Origin of the sequence: Nodularia sp. LEGE 04288 (genome assembly GCF_963896525.1) — a bacterium.
Lineage (GTDB): Bacteria > Cyanobacteriota > Cyanobacteriia > Cyanobacteriales > Nostocaceae > Nodularia.
Map to the genome: position 1 here is coordinate 1 of NZ_CAWQOY010000141.1, position 24105 is coordinate 24105.

Here is a 24105-nt window from a genome sequence, read left to right on the forward strand (position 1 = left end):
GGGAGTAGGGAGTGGGGAGTGGGTAAAAACCCTTTTGGTGTCTAAGTTTGATTATCCGTTTATGTCTTAACCTCCTTCGCGATTGCCATATCATACCCGCCATCCTTCAATAGTAGTAAATTTACTTAATTGAAGTCGAAAATCCATTTCTGCGGTTTGTAGGGTGAATCTCTGAGTTTTTTCCAGCCACAGTTTATGAAGTAAATCATCAATAGTTGCCAGAGAGGAGGGATTAAGGGTAGGGTTATGTAGAAGTGTTAACTTAACCGGAGTTTGGGGAACTCTATATCTAAGAGTATCGTCATGACAAGTAAGCAATCTTATATCTTGCACCTAATGATGAGAATTGCGGCTACCCGAACAAAGCCTGTCAACTCAGGCGACAAAACCCTTGACTTGGCTTCCATCGTCCGTACCTGCGGATTTTGTTTGTTTAACCAAGGCAGTGCGGTGAGCCAGGTTGGTGCCAGATTTGAGTCAGGCCTGAACAGTTAGGCACTATCGGTGATGTTGATTATTCCTAAAATCTAAATTTTATTCTATATCAAAAATTATTTATGTCAGTCCATGAAAGTAGTTTTGGGGAGAGCGCAGATTTAATTATTGGTATTAGTAACCAAGAAGATTACTACTTGCAACCAAATTCTACTGGTGTAGGTAAGTTGGCTAGAAAGAACGAAACTTTTTCCAGCTTTCTTGCTCCCTTGACTCAGGATACATTTAAACAAGTTGTTGCAGAAGTCGAGCAAAAATTACAGATTGTTCATCAAACCCTATCAATGTTAGATTCTCAAGGGTTTGAAAAAATTCTCCAAGAAATGTTGCATTCGATTACCTTTAAAACTGGAGAATTATTAGGGGCAGACAGAACAACGATATTCTTGTTAGATGAAGAGAAACAAGAACTTTGGTCAACTTTAGCTGAGGGGGAAGGAGAAGCTTCTCTAGAAATTCGGATTCCAGCCGATAAAGGTATAGCAGGCGAAGTCGCCACTTTCAAGAAAGTCATCAATATTCCTTTTGATTTTTATCAAGATCCGCGTTCGGTATTTGCTCAACAACAAGACAAAAGAACCGGCTATCGGACTTACACCATGCTAGCCTTGCCACTATTGAATGAGCAAGGAAAATTAGTGGCTGTGGTGCAATTACTGAATAAATTAAAATCGTCAAATCATGCTGATGATCCGATATCAGAGCGGATTGATACTGAAGGCTTTAGCAAGGCGGACGAACAATTATTTCAAGAATTTGCTCCTTCAATTCGACTGATTTTAGAGTCGTCACGCTCGTTTTATGTAGCGACTCAAAAACAAAGAGCCTTAGCGGGGTTAATGAAGGCGATTAAGTCTCTGAGTCAAAGTAGCCTCGATTTAGAAGATACCCTGAATCGGGTGATGGCAGAGGCTAAGGAACTGATGAATGCTGATCGCAGTACTCTCTGGCTCATAGATCGCGATCGCCATGAATTATGGACTAACATTACTCACGATAATGGTGCTACTAAGGAGTTGAGAGTCCCAATAGGTAAAGGCTTTGCGGGCATGGTAGCAGCATCTGGAGAAAAGCTGAATATTCCTTTTGATTTGTACGACCATCCGGAAGCAGATACTGCTAAACAAATGGATCAGCAAAATGGCTATCGTACCTGTAGTTTACTGTGTATGCCAGTATTCAATGCTGATCAGCAATTGATTGGAGTAAGTCAATTAGTCAATAAAAAGAAATCAGGTGATTTTCCGGCATATAATCCGGCTATTTGGCCGAAAGCGCCTGAATGCTTCCAAGCTAGTTTTGACAGCAACGATGAAGAGTTTATGGAAGCTTTTAATATTCAAGCCGGTGTGGCGCTGCAAAATGCTCAGTTGTTTGCCACAGTCAAGCAACAAGAACAAATGCAACAGGATATTTTGCGTAGTCTTTCTAATGGCGTGATTTCTACAGATAAAGCCGGGTTAATTATTACTGCCAACGAAAGTGCTAAATACTTATTAGGATTAGAACCCGAATACCGTTTAGAAGGTAAATTAATTACTGAGGCGATCGCAATTAAAGAAGGTGACTTTAGTAAATGGTATCAAGATGCTTTACAAGGCAATGATATCAAGATTACTCAGCAATATTACCCTGATCGGACACTGGTGAGTGATGGAGTAGAACTGCACAGTATTAATTTGTCGATCAACACAATTGCTGATGCTAGCGATTTACAGCAAGTCCGGGGGGCGCTAGTGGTGATGGAAGATATCAGCGATGAAAAGCGCCTCAAGAGTACGATGTACCGCTACATGACTCAGGAATTAGCCGAAGAATTGCTGAAATTGGATGATGCTAAATTAGGTGGCGATCGCAAAGAAGTTTCAATTCTATTTTCCGATATTCGCGGTTACACCACTTTAACAGAAAATTTGGAAGCTGAAGAAGTGGTGAGTATGCTCAACGACTATTTTGAGTCAATGGTAGAAGCAGTATTTAAACATAAAGGCACTCTGGATAAATATATCGGGGATGCAATTATGGCTGTATTTGGTTCCCCTCTACCTTTGGAAAACCACGCCTGGATGGCGGTGCAAACATCAGTAGAAATGCGCCATCGCTTGATTGAATTTAATCAACGTCGCCACGTTGCTGGTCAGCCCAGAATTAAAATTGGCATTGGCATCAATTCTGATACTGTGATCAGTGGCAATATCGGCTCTAGTAAGCGGATGGAATTTACAGCAATTGGTGATGGCGTTAATCTGGGTTCCCGATTAGAAAGCATTAGTAAACAATACGGTTGTGACATTATTCTCAGCGATAATACTTTTAAACCTTGCCAAGACCAAATTTGGGCTAGAGAATTAGACTACATTCGCGTCAAAGGTAGAAATGAGCCAGTAGCTATTTACGAATTGGTGGGTTTGCGTACTGATACTGTTAATAGCGAAAAATTACAAGTAATTGAGTATTATCACAAAGGACGCGAGTATTACCTCAATCGCCAGTTTAGCTATGCTAGAGCTGAGTTTGCCAAGGTTTTGGGAGTTGACAACCAAGATAAAGCTGCTATGTTGCATCTCCTGCGTTGTCAGCACTGGTTGCAATCACCGCCCACAGATTTTGAATGGGATCAGGGCGTTTGGACTTTTCAAGAGAAATAGCCCTCACAGAATTTATCACTCCTGCGGTCACACCTAAACAAACCTGAAATTTTTACGTTCTTTTCTTGGTGTACTTAGCAAGCCAGTTCTTACAAGTCAGGTAACCAGCGCAGCTCACTGGCTCGTTTTGGCGGTGTGCGCTATGCGAACTTTTATTTTCAAATTTCTATAAATATTCACTATAACTTCTCCACTCTTTAATTGATTCCATCTTTAGTTGAATAGTAAATTTCACGTACTAGTTTACGATATGGAGCAAAAGGTGAATGCTTATCTTTTCTAATTGAAAAATAAGGGTGAATATTGACATTGAACCTATCCATTATTAGTCAGCATTATATCAATTTTACATTAACTCTATTTTTTTCATTTACTATTGTATTTCCAGTAAAATCTGCGGAAAAAATCCCACAAAATGCCGATTTCCAAGAATTTTCCATATCTTCTCAAGATATGACCAGTAAAAAATTAGTCCCAAAAATATCAGAAAATATATTTATTACACAAACACCAACTCCAGATCCAATTCTGATTTTTCCTAATTTTAACGAAATAGAAATTCCAGGAATACTCAATTCTCCAGAAATTCTAGAATCTGAGCCTAGAGACACCAACGAAGAAACTACCGACCAACTATTACCAAGACAAACTCAAGAAGCAATTATTTTAAATGCCATTACTAATAGTGCTAATAGATACCCTTGGATTGTTCATCCCACAGACAATATAAAATTCTCATCTTCATTTAATCCCAATATTCATCAGAACTATACTGATTTCTCGATCAAATTTGCGGCTGAAGAACCGATAATTAATAGATTTAACTTTGCTCATTTTCCTGAGCAAGAACAATTCTACTGGATATTACCTGATAATCGCGTTGTCATTGAAACTCAGGGATGGCAGAGTAGAATATCTTACCAGGGTCAATCAACAGAAATTGAAAGACAACAAACAGTCCAATTAACTCAAAGACTCTGGGGACAGCAAGCAGTTTGGGCGATTCCTCAAATTTTTCAGGAACTCACAGGAGAAATTGATTTCAAAAAATTCTATATTCAATCGATTGCCGCAGAGGCTATTAATCCTGAAGGAAATGCTGTATCTCCAATTATTATCAATAGTAAATTTTCTCAGGATAATTCAAATGAGAATTCGCTGACTCTACCTATTAATAATATTCTAAACTTATCTAATGCTTCGACTTACAGTTCCAGGGGTGGAGGAGCTTTATTTGAATATTTAGATATAGAAAATTCTCCCTTAATTTTACAAGCATTCCCCACTAATAATTTACAACCATTATTAGAAGATGGTCTGTTTGTAGGGGCGAAACTTTCTCAAGAAACTTTAGAAAAATTAGGTATTTCTTGGGGTAATCCTTTAAATGGGGAAAATTCGGATTTTCAACCGGAAATTACATCTTTACCAGGAATTAAAATTGGTCAGTTAGGCAAATTTGATAATTGGGATTTGTTGAATATATTGGTAAATCCCTTTATTAGTGAAAAGGAACGCAAGTTATATTACCTCAATTCCTTATATTGGGTTTCTTTGGGTCAAAGAGAACCTCAAGTTATTCGTAGCTCAGAGCAAACAGAAAGTTATAACTGGCATAAATTTGACTTTAGCCGTCCTCATAATCAGACTTTATTACAATACGATGCCGCAGAAAGCAAGGTAACTTATACTAATATTTTTAGCAATCCTGGTATTTCCTTATCTTTATCCAGCAATCAAACAAGAGTAGATAAATTACAAACTGCTAATTCTACTATAGGAATGTTAATGGGAGGATTTTTTAAATTAATTAATCCTCAGCCGTTATCACAAAGTTTAACGGAAGCAAAAGCCCGATTAGAGCGACAAGAGAATTTTGCACCACTCAACTCGAAAGCAACGCCAGAAGAGAGAAGACAGATTAACGAACGACTTAACAGAACACTTTTGTTGGGGAATCGTAGCAGTGCTTTAGAGCAAATTTCTGGAACATTTACTTTTCCGAGTTTGATTACACCTAAAAGTTCTAATCTCTTCCAAATTCGTACTGGTAATCACAAACGGGGAATTCAGTTTATTAACGGAAATAGTATTTGGAATGCAGGTAATACATACATTTCTAAAGTCCAACTGTCTGATAATCGTTTTGGCCCTTTATCATTTACGGGTGTACCTATTCCTGTAGACAAAACATCTGTTATTCCTAGTAATCGCTCATTGGCTGTACAGGTAAATTTGATTAGTCCTGATGGCCCACAATTTGTCCAAAACTTTAATTCAGTAGATATGATTGCCGTACCCATGAATGTGCGTTCGGTTGATATTGCCTTTGACCGTCTTGAACTGTCTCAAATGGGTCAAATTAATACTCAACTGCAAACTTTTATTGGCTATTTATATTTACCTACTGTAGAAGCATTATGGGCAGGTTCTTTTGGTAAGTGGAATTACAGTATTAATTCCGGCATTTGGTTTAACTTAAATTCAGATTCGGCATTTCATATTGCCAACAATAATTTAGGTGTACCAGAGCCAAATATGGGTGTTTATGCTAATGGTTTGTTAAATTATATCAATACCCATCTGGAAGTTAATGCAGAGGGGCAAACTTTGGCAATTACTAACCATATTCCAGCTTTACGTTTTTCTTGGAATAGTGCAACTAATTCTCCCAATCCTGCTTATTTGAATTTGAGCTATTATTTTTCTCGTCAAGATAGGAATTTAAATTATTCGCTCAATTCCGGAATTTTATTTATTGATAATCAACGTAGTTGGCAAGAATCAGGATTTTTTCAGGGTAAATTGGCACTGAAAACAGGCTTAGAGTTCAGCACTTCTGTAGAAATAAGTGATAATTTTTTTTACTCATTGGAAAGCATTCAACAGCTTAAGTCTCATTGGTCTGTTGGGGCTTATCTCCAAAATTTTAGAACTACTGACCAAGGAATCAGAAATCGAGTATCTGATTTATTTTACGGGTTAATTGTTAAACATAATCTGACCGATAATGGTATTTCTTGGGAATCCCGTTTGGGGATTAGTGGTAATGGCTTGGAAGTTAGTTGGGAAGGAGGTTGGCGATTTTAAAATCTAGCAGTTCCCCAGGAAAAATGCTGCAATTTTTAATTAGAAATTAAAAAAGACACAATAATTAGTGTCCCAATTAAATAATTTCATCTAGATTAGTAGAACTAATCTAAACCATCTGCACCAACAGAAGCCCTGATAATTGCCGTGTATTCGTCTAGTGTGAGTGTACCGGATCTGAGTAAATTAACAATATTACGTGCAAGAGTATCTTCTCCAGGGAGTAATACTGCTAGTGGTACTGTTGGTCCACCAATGAGCGTTATGGTTGGGATAGTGGTTCTCGTAATCGGATCATGAAGTATAGTGCCTGTAACTGTATACACACCACCACCACCAATACCTGCCAAATATGTTCCCTCAGGAGAAACTTTCTCAGCAGCAATCGTGGTGATATAACCACTAGGAGTAATAAATGTGATTGCACCTGTTAAACCGCCTTGTTCTGCTTCTAGGGTAGTTAGGGTGTCAACTATTTGTGCTGATGCTGGGGTAGATGCAAATGTGATACAACCAATAAACCCTGCCAAGGATAGACTAGCTTTCCACACAACTGAAACACAACTGGAACGTAAGTTCATACTAGGAAATCCTTTGTGATAAGAACTTGAGCTTTGTTAGTTAGGGAGTTGTCTAGTGCAACTGGAAAGCGTCTGCTTGGTAATTTACTCAAATGATAGCTCTGAATCCATAACAGATATCGGTGAATAGATTGCAACATTTCTGAGGCAATAGGAAGTAGTATCAATAATTGTCAGTATTGGTGGCAATATCCAAAAATGGTTTACTTTTCCAAAAAACTCATCCCGGTTGATTAATTACCGATTTTGACATAGGTGCGGAATGTGGGATTAAATATTCTCAAAAAAACTTAATATTACTTATAAAAACATCAAAAAAGTTACAATTATTACTTTTTGAAGTTATAAATCTATTTGTAAAAGATCATTTATATCTGTTGTGAAAACTACTCTTTCAGTTAGACTCTAAAAATAGAACGCAAGCAATTATTCTTTCTTATGAATGCTATTTCGACAGTTGAATTCAAGCGGCCAACTTGGCAAACAGCGATCGTTTTCGCCTTGGGCTTTTGGTTAAGTGCTAGCCTAGTTTTAGATTGGGTAATTATGCCTAGCCTTTACCTTTCTGGCATGATGAGTCAAACCAGCTTTACTACGGCAGGCTATGTGATTTTTTGGAATTTTAATCGCATGGAATTATTGTCTGCGGCTGTAGTATTGACTGGTGTAATGGCTGTGAGCCAAACCAAATCTCGCTGGAATCTTAGGGTGATCCTGTTTGCGGTCATGCTGCTTGCTATTACACTGTTGGATACCTATTTTCTGACTCCGCAAATGTGCGCTGTAGGAACTCATCTCAACTTATTTACCACAGCATCTGCAATTCCAACACAGATGAATTTATTACACAGTGGTTATTTTGTACTAGAAGCAGTCAAACTATTGGCAGGTGGAACACTTTTAAACTGGTGCTGGCGAGAACAAGTTTAGCTAGAATATGCCTAATCTTCAATTGCATCCAAAAACACAAAGAGGCTAAGTATGTTTGAGCTTTTTTGTGTTTTTTCACGTCAGGTCAGATGATTCAGAATCGGCTGAGGCTTCATTGTTAAACAACAGCAAACGTGCAGCCAGGATAGCAAAACCGATAGCCGCGATCGCCTTTAATATGCGTGTAGGTAATAATTCAGCCACAGCACCCCCGGCTAATGCTCCTAAAAGGCTGGTGAGCAATAATGCCCCAGCCGTACCGAAAAATACTGCTTTCCGAGATTGAGAACGTCCAGAAAGTGCGATCGCTGCTAATTGGCTTTTGTCGCCTAATTCTGAGAGAAAAACTGTGAGAAAGCTGAGTCCTAAAAGATGCCAGTCCATATTTTTGGGGAAGTGGGGAGTTTCTGAACTACGAATTACGAATTACGAATTACGAATTACATCCCAAAACAACATCAGGGAAATGAGCAATAACATCATCCCCGCTGATTTTTCTACGGTTTTGGGACTGAGGCGATTAGCCATCCAACCACCTAAAAGCACACCTAACAAGCTGGTGGTAATCAGCGCCGCCCCAGATCCGATAAACACTACCCACGGTGCATGAGATTCTGCACTCATTAATAAGGTGGATAGCTGAGTCTTATCGCCAATTTCTGCCAGAAATATCGTAATGAAAGTAGTACCAAAAATTGCCGCTACTGATTCCTGCTTTTTTTGACTATCGGTAACTACAGGCTGAAGTGGCTCAATGATGGCAGCAGTTAAATTAGATTCGTTACAGTCTTTTATTTCTGGTTGGTTTTCAGTCTCCGATGTGACAGAAAAAGTTACAGGTACAGAGTCAAGATTCACAGGCAGTAGTTCTAGTTGCTAGGTTGCTTTCATATTCTTCTCATTTTCTCAGATTATTGTCATAAATTGCAACCCCATTGCAGAAAATGCCTTAAAAACCAATGGCTTTGTGAAAGCGGAGTATTTCCAGACTGCGATCGCCATAAATTCCCTCTATGTGTTCAAGACAGCAGTCAATAGCAAAATCGTCGAGTTCTTCTGGCTCAATTCCATACATATCCTGAAATGTCTCTGGTTCTACACGGCAGAAACGGGGGCGATTTGCATAGATACTGCATTCTCTGTTGGTATGGTCGAAATTAATGCACCACCCGCCTTCGCCAACCATACTCAAGTATTGTTCCAATTCTGCGGGTGAGAGATACTCTTCTAAATCTGGACGTTCTGAGGGGTCAAGATTACAACAAGCCCCACATTGTTTAACACATTGCCAATTTGCCATTTTATTGATTTTCCTATAATTTTGTTAAGTAAATTAAATGTAACAGCCCACGGCCGGATATGATTGATGGCGAGTTTTGCAACTGAGTTACTGTATTTTCTAAAAATAAAAGGACAAGGGAAAAATGTTTGACGCTTTAACCAATCTCAATTGGGAAGTAATCTTCCAGCTAGTTTCCGTTGGACTAATCCTCATTTCTGGCCCGGTAGTAATATTTGTACTGGCATTTCGCAACGGCAATATGTAGGAGCGCCACATCCTGAGTGCTGAGGACATGAAAAACTCATAGAAGTACACGGGATGTGGGAAACTCAGTCCCTTTATGGCTGAGAGGAAAGCGGCACGTTCGCGTAGCGTCTCCGAAGGAGAAACGATTTTAATCGCCGTAGGTATTTTGAAATCATTATCGCCTTGGGGTTACTCTGTTTGGTGTGCTTTTGTACTGCACTTTCGACGGGACAATTACCGTTTCAAATTTTTCGCCCTGTACGCATAATGTTTTGCTCAATAGAGCCTCCCTTACGGGGTAATGTTAGCTTCGACCTGTTATCAGAGCTTGTTAGGCTTGCAACACTGTTCCAGTGACCTTAGAACTGTTTAATCACAAGCGACAGAGCAGCGAACTAGCTTCGCATTCGAGGGTGTCGTGACTCCGATAACGGCTACTCGTTTTACCGAGTGGTCTGGTCAGTACGGCTTGCTTGATTACTCTTACAAGCCCAGTCCCTTTAGGGCTGGGTTACTGACAACTCAGGACTTAGCGCTGATAATGCCTGAAGGGCAGCTTGGATAATGTGGTCATACTGTGGTTGAGATATATCAATCTCTTTGGAGTCTTGACGATTTTCGCCTAGTAGACCAATTGTATGTCCTGGTTGCATGACTAAAACTTTGCCTTCAGGATTTTTAATTCTTAATTCTGCTAAAACGTCGTTTTGATAGATACCACAAGTATAATTTCGCTGCTTGTACTGAAAGTGCGTTTTTAATGGACTGGCTGGCGACTGTTTAAATAGATGAGATTTCGGTAGCTGTTGGGAATTGATGGCTTGATGACTCAACTGAGCATTGGGAAGTCTGGCACCGAGTAATTCTAACTCAATGGTAGTATTGCCATTAAAGTGATTCTCTCGCAGCTTGTAAGCGATATCGATTTGCGGCGGTAGGGGAAAATAATCTTCCCAACGCCAGGCGATCGCTTTAATTTTATACTGCTGATCATTAATAGTTTGGCTGAGTGTCAATTTAATGTGACCTTTACCGACAATTTTTTGCTCAATGACTTGAACCTGAGATGTCCAGAATAAGGGATCGGGGTTCTCCATACCACAGGGGTGAAGAGCATTAATTTGTTGGTAAAGCGGCTGATTGAGTTGATTGAGATCAGCTTCAGCATCAATTTTGAGTAGTGGTTTCAGGTGCTGTAGTTCTAGACACTGATTAGCAAATTCAGATAAACGCGATCGCAATATCTGCAAATTCTCGGCTGGGAAAGAAAAACCCCCTGCGGCTTTGTGTCCGCCAAATTTACCTAATAAATCGTGACAATATTGTAAGGCTTCAAACACATTAAACTCAGGTATTCCACGAGCCGAACCGCGAATGTGTCCTTCATCTTCATAAGTGCCAATAAACACAGGCACACCGTAGCGTTCCACCAAGCGAGAGGCGACAATCCCAATTACACCGTGATGCCAATTCGGTTGGATAACCACCAATACTCGGTCTTGTGGGAGAGATGACACAAATTCTGTTTCGACATAGGCGATCGCTTCTTGTTCAATTTCCTCGCACATTTGCTGACGGCTAATGTTTGTTAACTCACACTGTGTCGCCCGTTCTAGTGCGATCGCCATATCATCAGTAGTTAATAATTCAATCACCGTCTGAGGATCACCAATGCGACCGATAGCATTAATTCGTGGCCCCAAGCGAAAGCCAATATCTTCAGGCTTTAAGGTTTTAGGAGATGAGGGAGAGGCGATCAATTGCGTCTGTCCCAGAGAAGGAGATGGCGGGGAAATGGTAATTTCTCCTTGTCCTTCTTCCCTCGCCTGCAAGCCAGCCACTTGAATTAACGCCTTGATGCCTGGTAGATTAGACTTGGGTAAATGCTTTAAACCACGTTTTACCCAGCGACGGTTTACCCCGGTTAAGGGAGCTAAGTCTGCAATTGTTCCCAGTGTAAATAAAGCTAACATCGGCTGAACTAAGCCTTTAATTTCTCCTAACTGTTGCGCTAGAGATACCGCTAAAATGTAGGCGACACCCACACCCGCAACACTCCGATAAGGTGAAGATGCCGCGATCAGTTTAGGATTGAGGATGGCGTTAGCTGGGGGTAATTTGGGGGGGATGTCGTGGTGATCTGTGACAATGACATTCAGACCGAGTTCTCTGGCTCTAGCGATGGGTTCATAAGCCGAAATCCCATTATCTACAGTCAGAATCAGTTCTACACCTTCACTATGAAATTCTTCGACAATGCGCTGATTAATCCCATAACCATCGTGCATTCGGCTAGGGATAGCGTAATCGACTTGCGCGCCTAAACTGCGGAGACTACGCAACAGCAAAGCCGTGCTAGTCATACCATCGGCATCATAATCTCCACAGATGGCAATTTTAGCTTGAGATGCGATCGCCTCTTGCAATAACTCCACACTCAGAGCCAAATCGGGAAATTCTTCTAAAGGTGAAGGTAAGACTACAGACTCTGGATTTAAAAAAGCTTCTGCGGCTTCTGGTGTAGTGATCCCACGATTCAGCAATAACTGGCTAATAATCGGGGAAACATTGGTCACCATTGCCAGATTTTGGGCAAATTCTGGTTGCTGCGGATAAAATTCCCAGCGCTGATTCGGTAAACGCCTCTGAGGAGTTGTCGGTTGTGGGAAAGCTTGATTGAGCATCAATTATGAGTTGTGAGTGTTGCTCCAAAAAATTATCACTTAACTCATAACTCATAACATTTTTTGCTACCAGTTAAAATATATCTACCCGACCATCATTCAGGATATACACAGAGCGATCGCCTGGATAACTCTCAGTCGGACGTAATTCCACCTGCAATATCTCAAAGTTAGGTTGGGAGACATTAGCTTGTAACGATAAACCCGTATCATCCCAGAAAACCAGAGAAAGATTTGGTATTACGCCGTATCCATGCTCCAATATTAATTCCTCTCCCGGTTCCAGAGAAATGGGATGAGTGACAGCAGGTTTTTGTAATTTAATTAAGCGGGGAGTGCGATTGACTATTTCAACTCGGATGCGTTTCCCAGGGGTAAATTGCATGGGACGCGGACCACAGTTAGAAGCACAAGTTCCAGCTAGTGTAACTTGGGAAGCATGAGTTGATGTCAATAGCAAAGTTGTAGCGATTAAAGTTGCTGGTATTAACTTATTCATATTGTGAGGATTTGCACAAGAGAATTCATGTTGATTTGAATACCCCAGCCTAACATCACACTGAGAGTTTTGTGTAGTATTAAAGTCAATTTAATCACTACCATCCCCATTTCCCTTATTCCAAGGAGAAATTTCCAAATGAACTCTTGCTTGATTCCCCAAAACTTTTTTCCCTCGTTCAGGTAAGAGAATATCAGCGATGAAAACATCTTCCTTGGGATTGGGGATGATGGGAATGTGTGGTTCTTCGCTGTCATAATTCCAAGTATACTTAGCCGTGTATACACCATTTATGGGTGTAACATCCACGATCAGATAGTCAGACCACAAGGGTAGTTGGTCGATATTGCTACCAAACAACCAGTTGCGCGCTTTTTTCTCAAAGGAATGCAACGCTAATCTAATGGCATATCTGCAAGTAGAATCAGCAGTAGCTGAGTAGCTGGGAACCATGAAAGCTGTAAAAATGGGGATGGGTTTTTCCCTAGCTAACTCTAGTGTAATGGGACAATAATGAGCAATACTTTGTTCATGGATAGCAACAGGAAGACCACGCAGGGCAGATCGGACTTCCATCTGATAAAAAGTATTGTTGCGATCGCTTAACGCCACATTACAAAGGGATAATTTAACCTTGATATCACCAAATAAAAAGCGTTGCAGATTCTGATAAGCTTCTTCCGAGTTAACCATTCCATAACGGCCACTATGAGTCCGATGAATATAGGCGCGATGTGATTCTTTGACATAGGCTTTCTCAATTTGAACTAGACCATCACTTTGAGCGCCCACAGTCTTCTGTGCCAAACCACCACCTACTTCGTAATCACGGGCATTTGTCCCAATAATCGAAAAAACCCGGTCTGCTGGAAAAGCATTATTCAGGCTTTGGGCATCAAAATCATCAGGTAACAACAGTTTTTGCTGTGTTTTAGGTGTCAAATATTCATACATCCGCCGGGGGCCAAAGTCATCCATATTATTTAATTTGAGTGTGTCGATAATTTTTTCGATTACCCCACCCCCCACATCAAAATGAATGCCACCATGAGGTGTACCATAGGTGATCAACTTATCAATGTGATCAATAGCCTTCTCCTTCCTCTCTGGATAAATCTTCTGGATCAGGCTGCGACAAACCAGACCCCCCATCGAGTGGGCAATTAAGTAAACTTTGGGTGCGCCTGTCTGAAATTTAACAGCATTAATCAGTTCTCTTAAACCCTCAGCTATTTGCTCCATTGACAGTCTGATAGCTCTCTGAGAACCCCAGCTTTCGGTAGTTTCATCATAAAATCGGTAAATCGAAATAGATTTCGGGTTTTTGCTCAACTGCTGATTTTGATGATGGTCAAAAACAGGTCGATAACCGTGATCAGTGATTAGCCGCAATAGTGGACTCTCGAAAAAAAACTGTTCCGGGTTTCCTTCCGCACCCACCCGAATATGTGCAGAGCCATGATTAAATCCATAAAATGGATCTTCAACCGCTTGCTCAACGTCTTTATCTGAGCCAGCATATCCACGCACATAGATAATTGGTAAATATTTCATTATTAGTTGCTGTTTTAGAGTTAAACTTAGCTTTCAGTCGCAGTAGCAATTAAAAACTAGCAGAATATGTATTTTTTGCCATATTTTTGTGATGATTTGTATTGTTTGGTTTAAAACCAGTAAATATAGCATTTGCATTCATAACTTGATCAGACCAAAGAATTAACTATTTTTGGGAAAATCTTGTATAATTAGGGACGTTATCCAATATTTGGCTAGTCATTTATATGCAAAAGCTGGCGCTAACTGCGGGAATCAGCCTGTTATTAGGTTTAGTGATGAGTGAGCAGGTAAAAGCTGCCAATTTTACCTTGACTCCAACAGTTACTTTTGAAGTCATAGATGGTGGTTTTTCAGGGTCTTTCGATGGATTAGGTGATGAGCTTTTTCCTAATAATTTTGATACTGTAGTTTTAGGCTTAGACGGAGAATCGGCAGAATTTGCCGAATTTAATCTGACTCAATTCTCTATCCCACCGTTAGCATTAATTACTAATGCTATTTTTCAAGCTCAAATATTTAGCACACAAACCTTTGGTCTTGGCTCTCCGGGTGGTGTTCCACCCAATAATCTGGGAGTATTTGGGTATGTAGGTAATGGGGAACCCAACGCATCTGACTTACAGGCAGGTACACTTTTAACTACAGTTGATACATCAAACGCGACTGGTGGTGAAATTCTGACTTTTGATGTGACTTCCTATATTCAGAATCTAGTTAGCAATGGTGATACATTTGTTGGTTTAGCAGTTCGCGCCCAAGACCCAGGCGGTTTAACATTAGGTGGTGCCAATTTCCCTGGGATAACTCCAAGACTAATCATCTCAACCGTTCCAGAATCTTCTACTAGTTTAGGTTTATTAGCCTTTGGTGCTTTAGCTGTAGGAGCGATGCGAAAACGGTCAGTTCGGCTTTGAGGAAAATTTGGCGATTTGCAAAAACTAATCAACTGCTGCGCCTTCCAACCAAATCTCCGCATCATCTGCAAGTAACTTTTCTGCTGCTTCCAACATCGATGCGGCGATATCTTTTAAATCTTCACGATTATTCAAGTAAGTTTTGAGCGCTGACCTGGGGTCAATACTGCTACTGGCGGTCAATTCCGGGATTCTGGGGCGAGCTAACTGGCTGACTAATTCGGCTTGAATTGTGTAGTTGTGGGCTGGAGTTAAGGCTGTATGGATGGCAGCGCTATCAATTATATCCATTTGTTCAGAGCGCAGTTGATAAATTAGCCGCACTACCGCATCTTCAATATTATATTTAGCGATCGCCTTCATTAAAGCAACTTGCGGATCTTCAGTTTTAGAAATATCCACCTCTATAGTCCGGAAAGTCCGCACCGGTAAAGGACAAAATTCCCAATGAGCGCTTCCTCGCTCCAGTTCTATCATCACATAGCCTTTATCTTCTTTTTCTTCGCTAAAATCTACCCGCTCAATACTTCCGGGATAAATCACCGGTGGATTATTAGATTTATTCAAATTTTGGTGGCGGTGGACGTGTCCTAATGCGACATAATCAAAACAAGGTCGCGTCAGCAAAGATAGAGGTAAAGTAAAACCCTTACCCACGGCTAAAAAACGCTCGGCTCCTAAAGTCGCATTATCAGCCATCAAGTGAGCCAAAAGCACAGTGGGGACATCAGGGTCAAGGCGGCGAATTTCGCCTTCTAAAACCACTTGTAAACGTTCTGTTAATAGTTCGTTGACTTCAGCCAAAGACGACTTTTCGGTTTCCTGACGAGTCATCAAAGTCGAACGAGTGAGCCAAGGAAGGGTAATTACTTGCACTTTGCCATTACGGGTAGTGATATTGTGAGTTGTTAAAGTATCACCGACGACAAAGCCCCGAACTCCCAAGGTGCGGTAAATATTTAAACTCGCTCCTCCTACTCCTTGAGAATGTTGGTCGTGGTTCCCTACTAATAGCACTGTGGGAATGTCTGCATCCACGAGCCGGCGAAACTGACTGGCGAAAGCTTCTTGCACATATGGCGCTGGGGTAGCATCTGGGAAGGCATCACCGCCAAATATGACTAAATCTACAGTATCTTCAAGCGCTCGGTCAATACATCGAGATAAGGTCTTGACAAAATCTTCTAAGCGTGTATTTAGTCCTGTGGCTGGATTCATGCGTCCGTGGGAGAAACCGCTTCCCATGTGGATGTCGGAGAGATGCAGGATTTTAATCATATTTATCAAATGTCAGTTGACTTTTGTTGATCATACTAATTAGCTACCTTTTCCTCACCAGTAGCCACAAACGAAATGCTTTAACATACGTGTCAACCGTAATTGCATCAAGGCTACAGTCGGCTTTGACAACTTAGGCAGATTCTTCAGCTATTTTCACCTAAATACTCTTATTTTTACTAAGAAACTTTACAATATTTTAATTTTTGTAGCGCTTTTATGTATATTTATGCGGTTACTGATAAGTTAAGGGAATCATAAAAAATTACGGATTTTACAAAAAATGAATAATTCCAATCTGCCTAATCAATTGGGTCAATCTATGATTATGGGTGCTTTAATCCTGTTTACCAGCATTAGCGTGATCGTGATCATGAATCTGTTCTAAGCATAAAAACTATAAATTTTAGCAAACAACATTTATAAAGCCCTGCTCAATACTGAGTGGGGTCTTTAAGTTTCTTAACATAATGCTTTACAAATTAATATAATTAGGCGATCGCAATCAACAAAATTGTTGTCTAATTCATTTTCCCACTGGGTTAATTAAAGTTGGGTTCGCAACGGAAAACCCAGAACCTCCAAGGTTTCCTGATAATTAGGCTATTAATAAAACTTAATATTTTGCTGTAACCCTTCCGCTGATCCTCACTGCGGAAGCCTTTAGATGTTACAGTTCACAAGTCTCGACGCGAGAGAAGAGAACACAAAACCAACCCAAAACCAACCCACCCCAATCTACCCCCCTGGGTGAAGGCAGGTGGGCTTCTGGTGCTGCTATATCAAAAGTAATATTACTGTAGTCCAACCAGATTCTGCCTTTTCTCCATCCTACCTTGTCCCCAAAGGCTTCCCAAATTTTCGGGTCGTAGTTCCTCGTTCCCCCCAAACTTTGATAAATGCGTTTCTGCACAGAAAAACCAAAGCGCCCATTGCTGTATTTTAACCACAACTGGTCAATAGTGCCGAGGTCGTCACAGGGAAAATTATCAATACTTTCTTCATTTAACCAACCTTCTTTTTCCCTTTTCGCCACCGCTAACATTACCCGCTTTGTTTCCTCATCCGCTTCTTTCCATTTCCCAGCAGCGAGTAAGTAACGCAGGTGACTATAGTCCATCCCTACGGCTGACTTTAGTTCCACTTGTTGTGGTGTGATTGAACGTGTTGTTCCTCTCTCTTGGAAGCGCTGAAAGGATGGTTGAGAAGAAACCTGAGAAGCCGATGATGGTGTCACTGATTGACGAACAGGATTCAAAGCATGAATAACTTCTTCAACAGATTGATAACGCTGCTTGGGGATGGGATTTGCCAACTTTTCCAGAATCTTCCCTAATTCATCACTAACAACATTCCCCGTTAGGTAATCTCGCCATACCCATTCCCCCTCCATCACATCATATAAATCAAAGGGACTGATTTGAGTTAATAAATGCAGACAAGTCACCCCTAAACTATATAAATCACTAATAAATTTAGGTTTCCCATGTAACTGCTCAGGAGCGCAATATTCCGCCGAGCCGATCATTGTTCCTGTAGCTGTGCGCTGTTTTTGCTCTACTACCTTAGCTGCGCCAAAATCCACTAAAAATAATTTATTGTCAGCACTGCGACGAATGATATTTTCTGGCTTAATATCTCGGTGAATTACTTGTTGACTGTGAACAAACTGCAAAATATCCAACAGTTCTATTAATAATTCTCGAATCTGCTGTTCTGAGAAAACTCCATTTTGCTCTAACTCGGCTTGTAGGGTTTCCCCTTTCACAAATTCTTGGACTAAATATTGGCGATTATCTGCGGTGAAATAAGCCATTAACTCTGGAATTTGGGGATGCTTACCCAACTCCTCTAAGCGTTCTGCTTCTTGGCTAAACAACTGGGAAGCCTTTTCAATGCTGTCTGTCCCTTGTGCTTGGGGGAGAAACTGCTTAATTACACAAAAAGGTTTTGATGGCTTATCTTCGTCAATGGCTAGAAATGTCCGACCAAAACCCCCTTGTCCTAAAATTGACTGCGGCGCATACCTTTCGCGTAGGAGTAACTTGCTACCGCACTTCTGGCAAAATTGGAAATTATCGGGGTTGGGGTGGAGACACTCAGGGTTAAGACATTGACGCATCGACTCAAAACCAAGGGTTTGTTATTTATGGTTGTAAAAATTATACCTGGTTTCTCTGGATGTGCGATCGCACTATGCCACAAATATGGTGTTACAGCAGTTTTCAGGTATTTAGAACACGCGCTGATATCTGTCTTTCTTCCTTTGCGCTTTTGCGCCTTTGCGTGAGATATAAAGATGTGGGTCAAAATCACCAATAAAGCATGAATATCGGCTAGCTAAAAATGAACAGACCCCTCTGCACATCAGCTTTAGGGTCATGAGGACGGTTGGAGATAATATCATGCCAACGGGGCAATGTTTTGTTCTAGGATGTTATTTGAGTTCATGATGATTTATTCGTCTAATAAACTCATCAATGCCTGAAGTTCAGGGTCTTGTGATTCTGATAATTGCTGCTGTAATTCTAATATCTGATTCTTTAATACTTCAGATGTATAAACCATGTTAGATGATTCAGCGAGTTTTAATTGAATTTCTTTGATTCTAATTTTTCTTAATAGTTCGTCTACAGCATGAATTGAGTCGTAATCTTGAGAAATCATCGCCTTACACCTATTCAGATATAAAGTTAAATTGGCGAAATGTATAATCTCGCTGCGCTAAAATTTCTACTATAAATTATACACTTCATTGACTCAAATTTGAGGCGAGGCAATAAAGTTAACTAAGGATATAATGATTTAGGGTAAAAGCTCAGATTGTCAAAGAAAATTTACAAAGGTATTCTACAACACTGCCTAGATGGTAATCAGGCGATCGCTAAGGAATTCCCGCCTGTTGAAAAATTTGTTGGGGTGAAATTTGCAGCCCTTCTAATAGAGAATCTTCTAAACTATCTTCACCAGTTTTTGTTTGCGGTCGGGTATCAGGATAAAATATTGTCACTGTTTTTGCTCTGGCATCCACAACCCAAACTCTCATCACACCAGCATCAAGGTAATCTGTGGCTTTGGCGCTCATTTGTCCAAAGCTTTGATCTGGTGAAATAATTTCAATGGCTAAGTCTGGAGATATGGGACAAGCTTCATCTTCGATTACATCACTTGGAAGGCGAGAGTAGGAAACATAAAGCAAGTCTGGCACAGGAACCCAATCCCGACCTTGACGTTTTAAGGTAACTGCCCAATTTATCCCAACTTCGCCACGATTTTGCGCCCATTGAGTTAGAAATGGGATAATTGCACCTATTAATCTGGAATGGAATCTTTTTGATGCAATTTTCGGTTTTGCTTCGCCATCAATTAATTCATAAGTGATATCCCCTTCTGGTAAGGTGAGGAACTCTTGGAGGGTGAGTTGCTGTTTAAGTTGAGTCATAGCATTAGCATGGCTGACTGTTGATTTAATTGTAGTTTGGTAAAGTTGAACTAAGCTTTCAATGTGTTGAGAAAATGCGCTTAATTTTATACAGCAAGCCGGGATGTCATTTGTGTGAGGGTTTACAGGAGAAGTTGGAACAAGTCCAAAATCTCAGTTTTGAGTTGGAAGTTCGGGATATTACGACTCGTGAAGATTGGTTTTTGGCTTATCAATATGAAGTGCCGGTAATTTGTTTATCGAACCACAGAGGCGCAGAGGACACGGAGAAAGAGTTGATTGAGGAGCGTTTGCCACGTCCTTCTCCTCGTGCTAGTGTGCAGCAATTGGCGCAAATGTTGGGTAAATATTTATCCAATTAGGAAAAAATAATGCAGAATAATCGCAAGAGAATTGTGTGACGAGGTTCACTAGATGAAATTGCGGGAATTACTGGCTGCTGTCGATGGTGTTGATTATCCGGCTTTGGCGGATGCGGAAATTCAGGGTTTGAAGACGAATTCTCATGCTTGCGGTGTGGGTGATTTGTTTATTGGAATGCCGGGAACGCGTGTAGATGGTGGGGATTTTTGGCCAAGTGCGATCGCATCTGGGGCTGTGGCGGCTATTGTTTCACCGGAAGCTGTCCAGAAAAATCCTCCCAGTGGTGAGGCTGTGGTTGTGAGTGCGGCAGATATGACTCAAGCCTGCGCCCAATTAGCGGGTGCTTTTTATGGTTATCCAGGAAAAAAACTCAAGCTGGTGGGTGTGACTGGTACTAATGGTAAAACTACGACTACTCATTTAATTGAATTTCTGCTGACTAAAGCCCATCTATCTACGGCTTTGATGGGAACTCTTTACACTCGTTGGCCGGGTTTTGAACAAACTGCTGTTCACACTACGCCCTTTGCGGTGGAATTACAACAGCAGCTAGCTGAAGCTGTGAATGCTGGTTGTGAGTTTGGGGCGATGGAAGTCAGTTCCCATGCTTTGGCGCAAGGTCGAGTTTTGGGGTGTGAGTTTGAGGTGGCGGTGTTTAGTAATCTCACTCAAGACCATCTGGACTATCACAGTGATATGGAGGATTATTTTGCAGCGAAGGCGTTGTTATTTAGTCCTGAATATCTCAAGGGACGGGCAATTATTAATGCTGATGATGCCTACGGTAAGCGTTTAATTGCGTCCTTAAGTTCAGAACGTGTTTGGAGTTACAGCGTCAATAATCACAGCACTGATTTGTGGATGAGTAATTTAAATTACGAGCCGAATGGAGTTAGCGGAATGTTGCATACACCAAAGGGTGATGTGGCTTTTCGTTCTCCCCTGGTTGGACAGTACAATTTAGAAAATCTCTTGGCGGCTGTGGGTGCAGTTTTACACTTAGGACTAAATTTGCAGTCTGTGGCGGCGGCGATACCTGAGTTTCCTGGGGTTCCTGGACGGATGGAACGGGTACAAATTAGTCCTGAGCAAGAAATTAGTGTGATTGTAGATTATGCCCACACTCCTGATAGTTTGGAGAATTTGCTCAAAGCTGCACGGCCGTTTATTCCGGGAAAAATGATTTGTGTGTTTGGCTGTGGAGGCGATCGCGATCGCACTAAGCGCCCAAAAATGGGTAAAATTGCGGCTGAGTTAGCTGATGTCGCGGTGTTGACTTCAGACAATCCCCGGACTGAAGACCCGGAACGGATTTTACAAGATGTTTTGGCGGGAATCCCTGATACTGCTAAACCTACAGTCATATGCGATCGCGCGATCGCTATCCGCACAGCAATTTTACAAGCACAACCCGGTGATGGAGTATTACTCGCTGGTAAAGGTCACGAAGATTACCAAATTCTCGGCACTGAAAAAATTCATTTTGACGACCGAGAACACGCACGAGACGCTTTACAGGAAAAACTCAGTATCCAAAGTTAATTTTAGCCAAACTCCCCCCTATCCTAACTAAAAATTCCCCCCTCTCCTTACCAAGGAGAGGGGTTGGGGGTGAGGTTCTATATTTCAAAGCCTTAACTTTTGCTTACTGCTAACTTCCAAAGGTAAGAAAATAGTTAACACTTCCCCATAATGTTGGCGTTGGCGTACAATCAACTTCCCGCCAATAGCCTGAAATAGATGCTTAGTTGCCGCAATATTTAAACTAATCGTACCTGTTTCTGGTTGAAACATCAGCAGTTGACCAAGAGCTTTGCGAATTGGTGGTGTGACACTACCGTTGGCTGGGGTGCTTCCTGGGCAATGAAATTGAGGGGATAATTGTAACTTTAGTTGGTCACCAGCCGGAATCACCTGCACTTGAATATGACTCCCTGGGGGTAAGCTACGAGTAAAATTCTCCATCAAACCAGTGAGGATTTGATCCAGCATATTGGGGTTACTGACCACTGTGGGCAGTTGCTGCGGTAAAATCACATCTAAGGTCAAATTTCGCCGCTGCGCCGCTTGTTGCCAACGGGGGACACTCTGCCGCAACACCTGATCTAAAGACATCGGTGTCAGTTGAGTATTGGGAGATTTTACCGAGGGACAAGTTTCTAATTCTGCTGCTTTAAACAGTAACTCCATCCGGTCAATTTGCTCGGTACACTCGTGATCAATAATTTCTAGCCGACTGGTAACTTTAGCAGGTAAATCTTGCCGTTTCAGTAGTAAGCGAGTCAGAGTGCGAATTGTGGTTAAGGGTGTGCGAACTTCGTGAGCAAAAGCTTGGAGTAATTCGACATCGGGGACTGGTATTTGGGTTTTAGGCTCAGTTTTATGTCCGCAGTCTCCAGTAGTTTCTAATACTTCCTTATGTGCTTCTGGCTCTGTCAATCCCTGAAGTAACAACTGGCTAAACTGAACTACGGTGCGGTAATCTGGTGCGACTGGAGAATACTTTTGGACTAATGTATCCAGTTCAGCAAAAAATTCGGGATTAGTCAGCATGACTCTAGCACCGAGCGATCGCCAACTTCTATAAACTACCTCTGGATCAAAAGAAAATGAAAATGCTTTATCACCGTTTTTGTCTTCTTTTAAAATCAGGACTAATCTAAATTTGTCTGTAAAAACCAAACAAAACCTTTCCCTGGCCAGGGGATCGGCTGGTAGTAAAGGTAACACTGATTCGTGGGGAACCGTTTCTTGATGTGCTACAGCGATCGCCGTAGGCATCTGAAATGGCATCAGTGCTAAGGGATTAAATGGCTTGGCCGTAAAAGTAACAGTTTGCAAGCTTTGAGCTAATGTTGGCTGACTAAATAGAGGTGCTGGTGCAGCTAACACTAAACCTTGGGTAACATCAGGTGAAGCTGAACCTAAAGTATTGATTAGCAGTTGTTCCGTTGCGGCTAAACTGACGCACCACTGTCGCTCTGCTTTGGTTGGTGAGCATTCAGCCACAGTTCCTTGACTTTCGGCTAAAATTTCACTCAGGCTTGGTAATATCCATTGATACACAGGTATTCACCCCTCGATTTCAGAGCGACTGACAGCGCTTAAATTAGGCATTTCACTACTACCTATGAGGTTATATTCTTTTGTGTCCTAGCGACAGTGGTAGAACCGAACAATATAGGTGCAATTTCCCCTGTTAAGAGTTTAAATTGCGCGATCGCTGAATGTGTACCAGATTTTACTGCCAAAAATAGCGATCGCTCCTTAAATTGTCACATTAACTACCCGACTTCCCTAATCTATTAGATAACTTAGTCCCACACCGTTTACAGAACCCAGCATCCAGATCATGAAAAACCAAACCGCAACCTGAACAAACTGTTTCTATCTGATTAGCAGTTTTCACCAATCGCTTAATTAAATCCCCCACTTGCCAAGGAATCAAGGCAATACCTGTTAAAATCATCAATACTGTGAGCAGGCGACCCAATTCAGAAATAGGTGTCACATCACCAAAACCCACAGTAGTCATAGTCACAATCGAGAAATAAAACGCATCCAAAAAAGTCGCGAAAACATCAAGATTAATGGGATGTTCCACCTGATAAATTAAACCAGAGTAAACAAATATTATTGCAAATAAAGTAAATAAAATTTGGGCAAATATCACCCCATCTTCCGTAGTGATCGTACCAAATAAAAATTTTCTATCTATCAACCGAATTAATCTTAAAATTCTAAACCATCGCAATAGACGAATAAATCTAAAATCAACTGCACTCAGAAAAAACGGTAAAATTGCGATTAAGTCAATAATTGAGTAAACGCTAAAAATATACGTAATTTTATTTTCAGCACTCCACAGGCGCAGTGCATATTCCCCAGCAAAAATTATCACTATTGCAGTATCGATAGCATCCAAATATAAGCGAATCCCATCAGGAATATTATAAGTTTCTGCTACAAAAATACCTGATGATAGTAACACCAAAGCGGCAAGTGTTAAATTTATAGCTTTACCCGTTGGTGTTTCCAAGTCTTTGAGATAAAATTCTGTTTGTTCTCTGCTTAGTAACATATTCATCAATTTAAT

Annotated in this window: 20 protein-coding genes; 7 read left to right on the top strand and 13 right to left on the bottom strand. The window is 41.0% G+C overall.

All coding sequences use genetic code 11. From position 1 onward, the window contains the following. Positions 1–557 precede the first annotated feature (557 nt). Positions 558–3143 carry a GAF domain-containing protein gene (locus AACX33_RS20090; RefSeq protein ID WP_193998433.1) on the top strand — a complete coding sequence of 862 codons (2586 nt, stop codon included), beginning with the start codon at positions 558–560 and terminating at the stop codon, positions 3141–3143. A gap of 453 nt (positions 3144–3596) precedes the next feature. After that, a complete protein-coding gene (locus AACX33_RS20095; protein WP_193998432.1) occupies positions 3597–6233 on the top strand; it encodes a hypothetical protein in 2637 nt (878 codons plus the stop codon). 104 nt (positions 6234–6337) lie between these two features. Here the strand turns inward: AACX33_RS20095 and AACX33_RS20100 are convergent, their stop codons facing one another. Beyond that, positions 6338–6814: a hypothetical protein gene (locus AACX33_RS20100; RefSeq protein ID WP_193998431.1), complete on the bottom strand. Its 477-nt coding sequence runs from the start codon at positions 6812–6814 to the stop codon at positions 6338–6340. Between the two features lie 438 nt (positions 6815–7252). Here AACX33_RS20100 and AACX33_RS20105 point away from each other — a divergent pair, with 438 nt between their 5' ends. Next, the gene (locus tag AACX33_RS20105) at positions 7253–7744 is read left to right on the top strand and encodes a hypothetical protein (RefSeq protein ID WP_193998430.1); all 492 of its coding nucleotides are present in this window, start codon (positions 7253–7255) and stop codon (positions 7742–7744) included. Positions 7745–7819: 75 nt separating this feature from the next. On the opposite strand, the gene AACX33_RS20110 is transcribed toward AACX33_RS20105, so the two are convergent. From AACX33_RS20110 to AACX33_RS20120, 3 genes are all read right to left on the bottom strand, one after another. Then, positions 7820–8128, bottom strand: a complete 309-nt coding sequence (locus tag AACX33_RS20110; protein ID WP_193998429.1) for a TMEM165/GDT1 family protein — start codon at positions 8126–8128, stop codon at positions 7820–7822. A gap of 42 nt (positions 8129–8170) precedes the next feature. Next, positions 8171–8602 (bottom strand): TMEM165/GDT1 family protein, encoded by a 432-nt coding sequence (locus AACX33_RS20115; protein ID WP_193998428.1) that lies wholly within the window; start codon positions 8600–8602, stop codon positions 8171–8173. 91 nt (positions 8603–8693) lie between these two features. Further along, positions 8694–9044, bottom strand: coding sequence for a YkgJ family cysteine cluster protein (locus AACX33_RS20120; RefSeq protein ID WP_193998427.1), 351 nt, complete (start codon positions 9042–9044; stop codon positions 8694–8696). 124 nt (positions 9045–9168) lie between these two features. Between AACX33_RS20120 and psb30 the strand changes: the two genes are divergently transcribed. Beyond that, on the top strand, positions 9169–9291 hold the full coding sequence (gene psb30, locus AACX33_RS20125) for a photosystem II reaction center protein Ycf12/Psb30 (protein WP_193998426.1): 123 nt from the start codon (positions 9169–9171) through the stop codon (positions 9289–9291). Positions 9292–9772: 481 nt separating this feature from the next. Here the strand turns inward: psb30 and AACX33_RS20130 are convergent, their stop codons facing one another. The 3 genes from AACX33_RS20130 to AACX33_RS20140 all read right to left on the bottom strand — a co-directional run bounded on the left by AACX33_RS20130 (position 9773) and on the right by AACX33_RS20140 (position 14009). After that, positions 9773–11956 (bottom strand): single-stranded-DNA-specific exonuclease RecJ, encoded by a 2184-nt coding sequence (locus tag AACX33_RS20130; protein ID WP_193998425.1) that lies wholly within the window; start codon positions 11954–11956, stop codon positions 9773–9775. A gap of 73 nt (positions 11957–12029) precedes the next feature. After that, positions 12030–12455: a hypothetical protein gene (locus AACX33_RS20135; RefSeq protein WP_193998424.1), complete on the bottom strand. Its 426-nt coding sequence runs from the start codon at positions 12453–12455 to the stop codon at positions 12030–12032. A gap of 90 nt (positions 12456–12545) precedes the next feature. Continuing rightward, the gene (locus tag AACX33_RS20140; RefSeq protein WP_193998423.1) at positions 12546–14009 is read right to left on the bottom strand and encodes a PGAP1-like alpha/beta domain-containing protein; all 1464 of its coding nucleotides are present in this window, start codon (positions 14007–14009) and stop codon (positions 12546–12548) included. 227 nt (positions 14010–14236) lie between these two features. Here AACX33_RS20140 and AACX33_RS20145 point away from each other — a divergent pair, with 227 nt between their 5' ends. Next, positions 14237–14926 carry a PEP-CTERM sorting domain-containing protein gene (locus AACX33_RS20145; RefSeq protein ID WP_193998422.1) on the top strand — a complete coding sequence of 230 codons (690 nt, stop codon included), beginning with the start codon at positions 14237–14239 and terminating at the stop codon, positions 14924–14926. Positions 14927–14950: 24 nt separating this feature from the next. Here the strand turns inward: AACX33_RS20145 and sbcD are convergent, their stop codons facing one another. From sbcD to AACX33_RS20165, 4 genes are all read right to left on the bottom strand, one after another. Then, on the bottom strand, positions 14951–16204 hold the full coding sequence (gene sbcD, locus AACX33_RS20150; RefSeq protein ID WP_193998421.1) for an exonuclease subunit SbcD: 1254 nt from the start codon (positions 16202–16204) through the stop codon (positions 14951–14953). 670 nt (positions 16205–16874) lie between these two features. Beyond that, positions 16875–18326, bottom strand: a complete 1452-nt coding sequence (locus AACX33_RS20155) for a GUN4 domain-containing protein (RefSeq protein ID WP_193998420.1) — start codon at positions 18324–18326, stop codon at positions 16875–16877. 335 nt (positions 18327–18661) lie between these two features. Continuing rightward, entirely contained in the window at positions 18662–18871 is a 210-nt protein-coding gene (locus tag AACX33_RS20160; RefSeq protein ID WP_193998419.1) for a hypothetical protein, read from the bottom strand. A 217-nt stretch (positions 18872–19088) separates the two neighbouring features. Then, on the bottom strand, positions 19089–19646 hold the full coding sequence (locus AACX33_RS20165) for a Uma2 family endonuclease (protein ID WP_193998418.1): 558 nt from the start codon (positions 19644–19646) through the stop codon (positions 19089–19091). Between the two features lie 74 nt (positions 19647–19720). Here AACX33_RS20165 and AACX33_RS20170 point away from each other — a divergent pair, with 74 nt between their 5' ends. Both AACX33_RS20170 and AACX33_RS20175 read left to right on the top strand, forming a co-directional pair. Next, the gene (locus AACX33_RS20170; protein WP_193998417.1) at positions 19721–20008 is read left to right on the top strand and encodes a glutaredoxin family protein; all 288 of its coding nucleotides are present in this window, start codon (positions 19721–19723) and stop codon (positions 20006–20008) included. Between the two features lie 52 nt (positions 20009–20060). Then, on the top strand, positions 20061–21551 hold the full coding sequence (locus tag AACX33_RS20175) for a UDP-N-acetylmuramoyl-L-alanyl-D-glutamate--2,6-diaminopimelate ligase (RefSeq protein ID WP_193998416.1): 1491 nt from the start codon (positions 20061–20063) through the stop codon (positions 21549–21551). Positions 21552–21635: 84 nt separating this feature from the next. Here AACX33_RS20175 and AACX33_RS20180 read toward each other — a convergent pair whose 3' ends face one another. Together AACX33_RS20180 and AACX33_RS20185 are read right to left on the bottom strand one after the other, a co-directional pair. Continuing rightward, positions 21636–23075 carry a histidine kinase dimerization/phospho-acceptor domain-containing protein gene (locus AACX33_RS20180; protein ID WP_193998415.1) on the bottom strand — a complete coding sequence of 480 codons (1440 nt, stop codon included), beginning with the start codon at positions 23073–23075 and terminating at the stop codon, positions 21636–21638. A gap of 214 nt (positions 23076–23289) precedes the next feature. Continuing rightward, positions 23290–24090, bottom strand: coding sequence for an ion transporter (locus AACX33_RS20185; protein ID WP_193998731.1), 801 nt, complete (start codon positions 24088–24090; stop codon positions 23290–23292). Between the last annotated feature and the right edge of the window lie 15 nt (positions 24091–24105).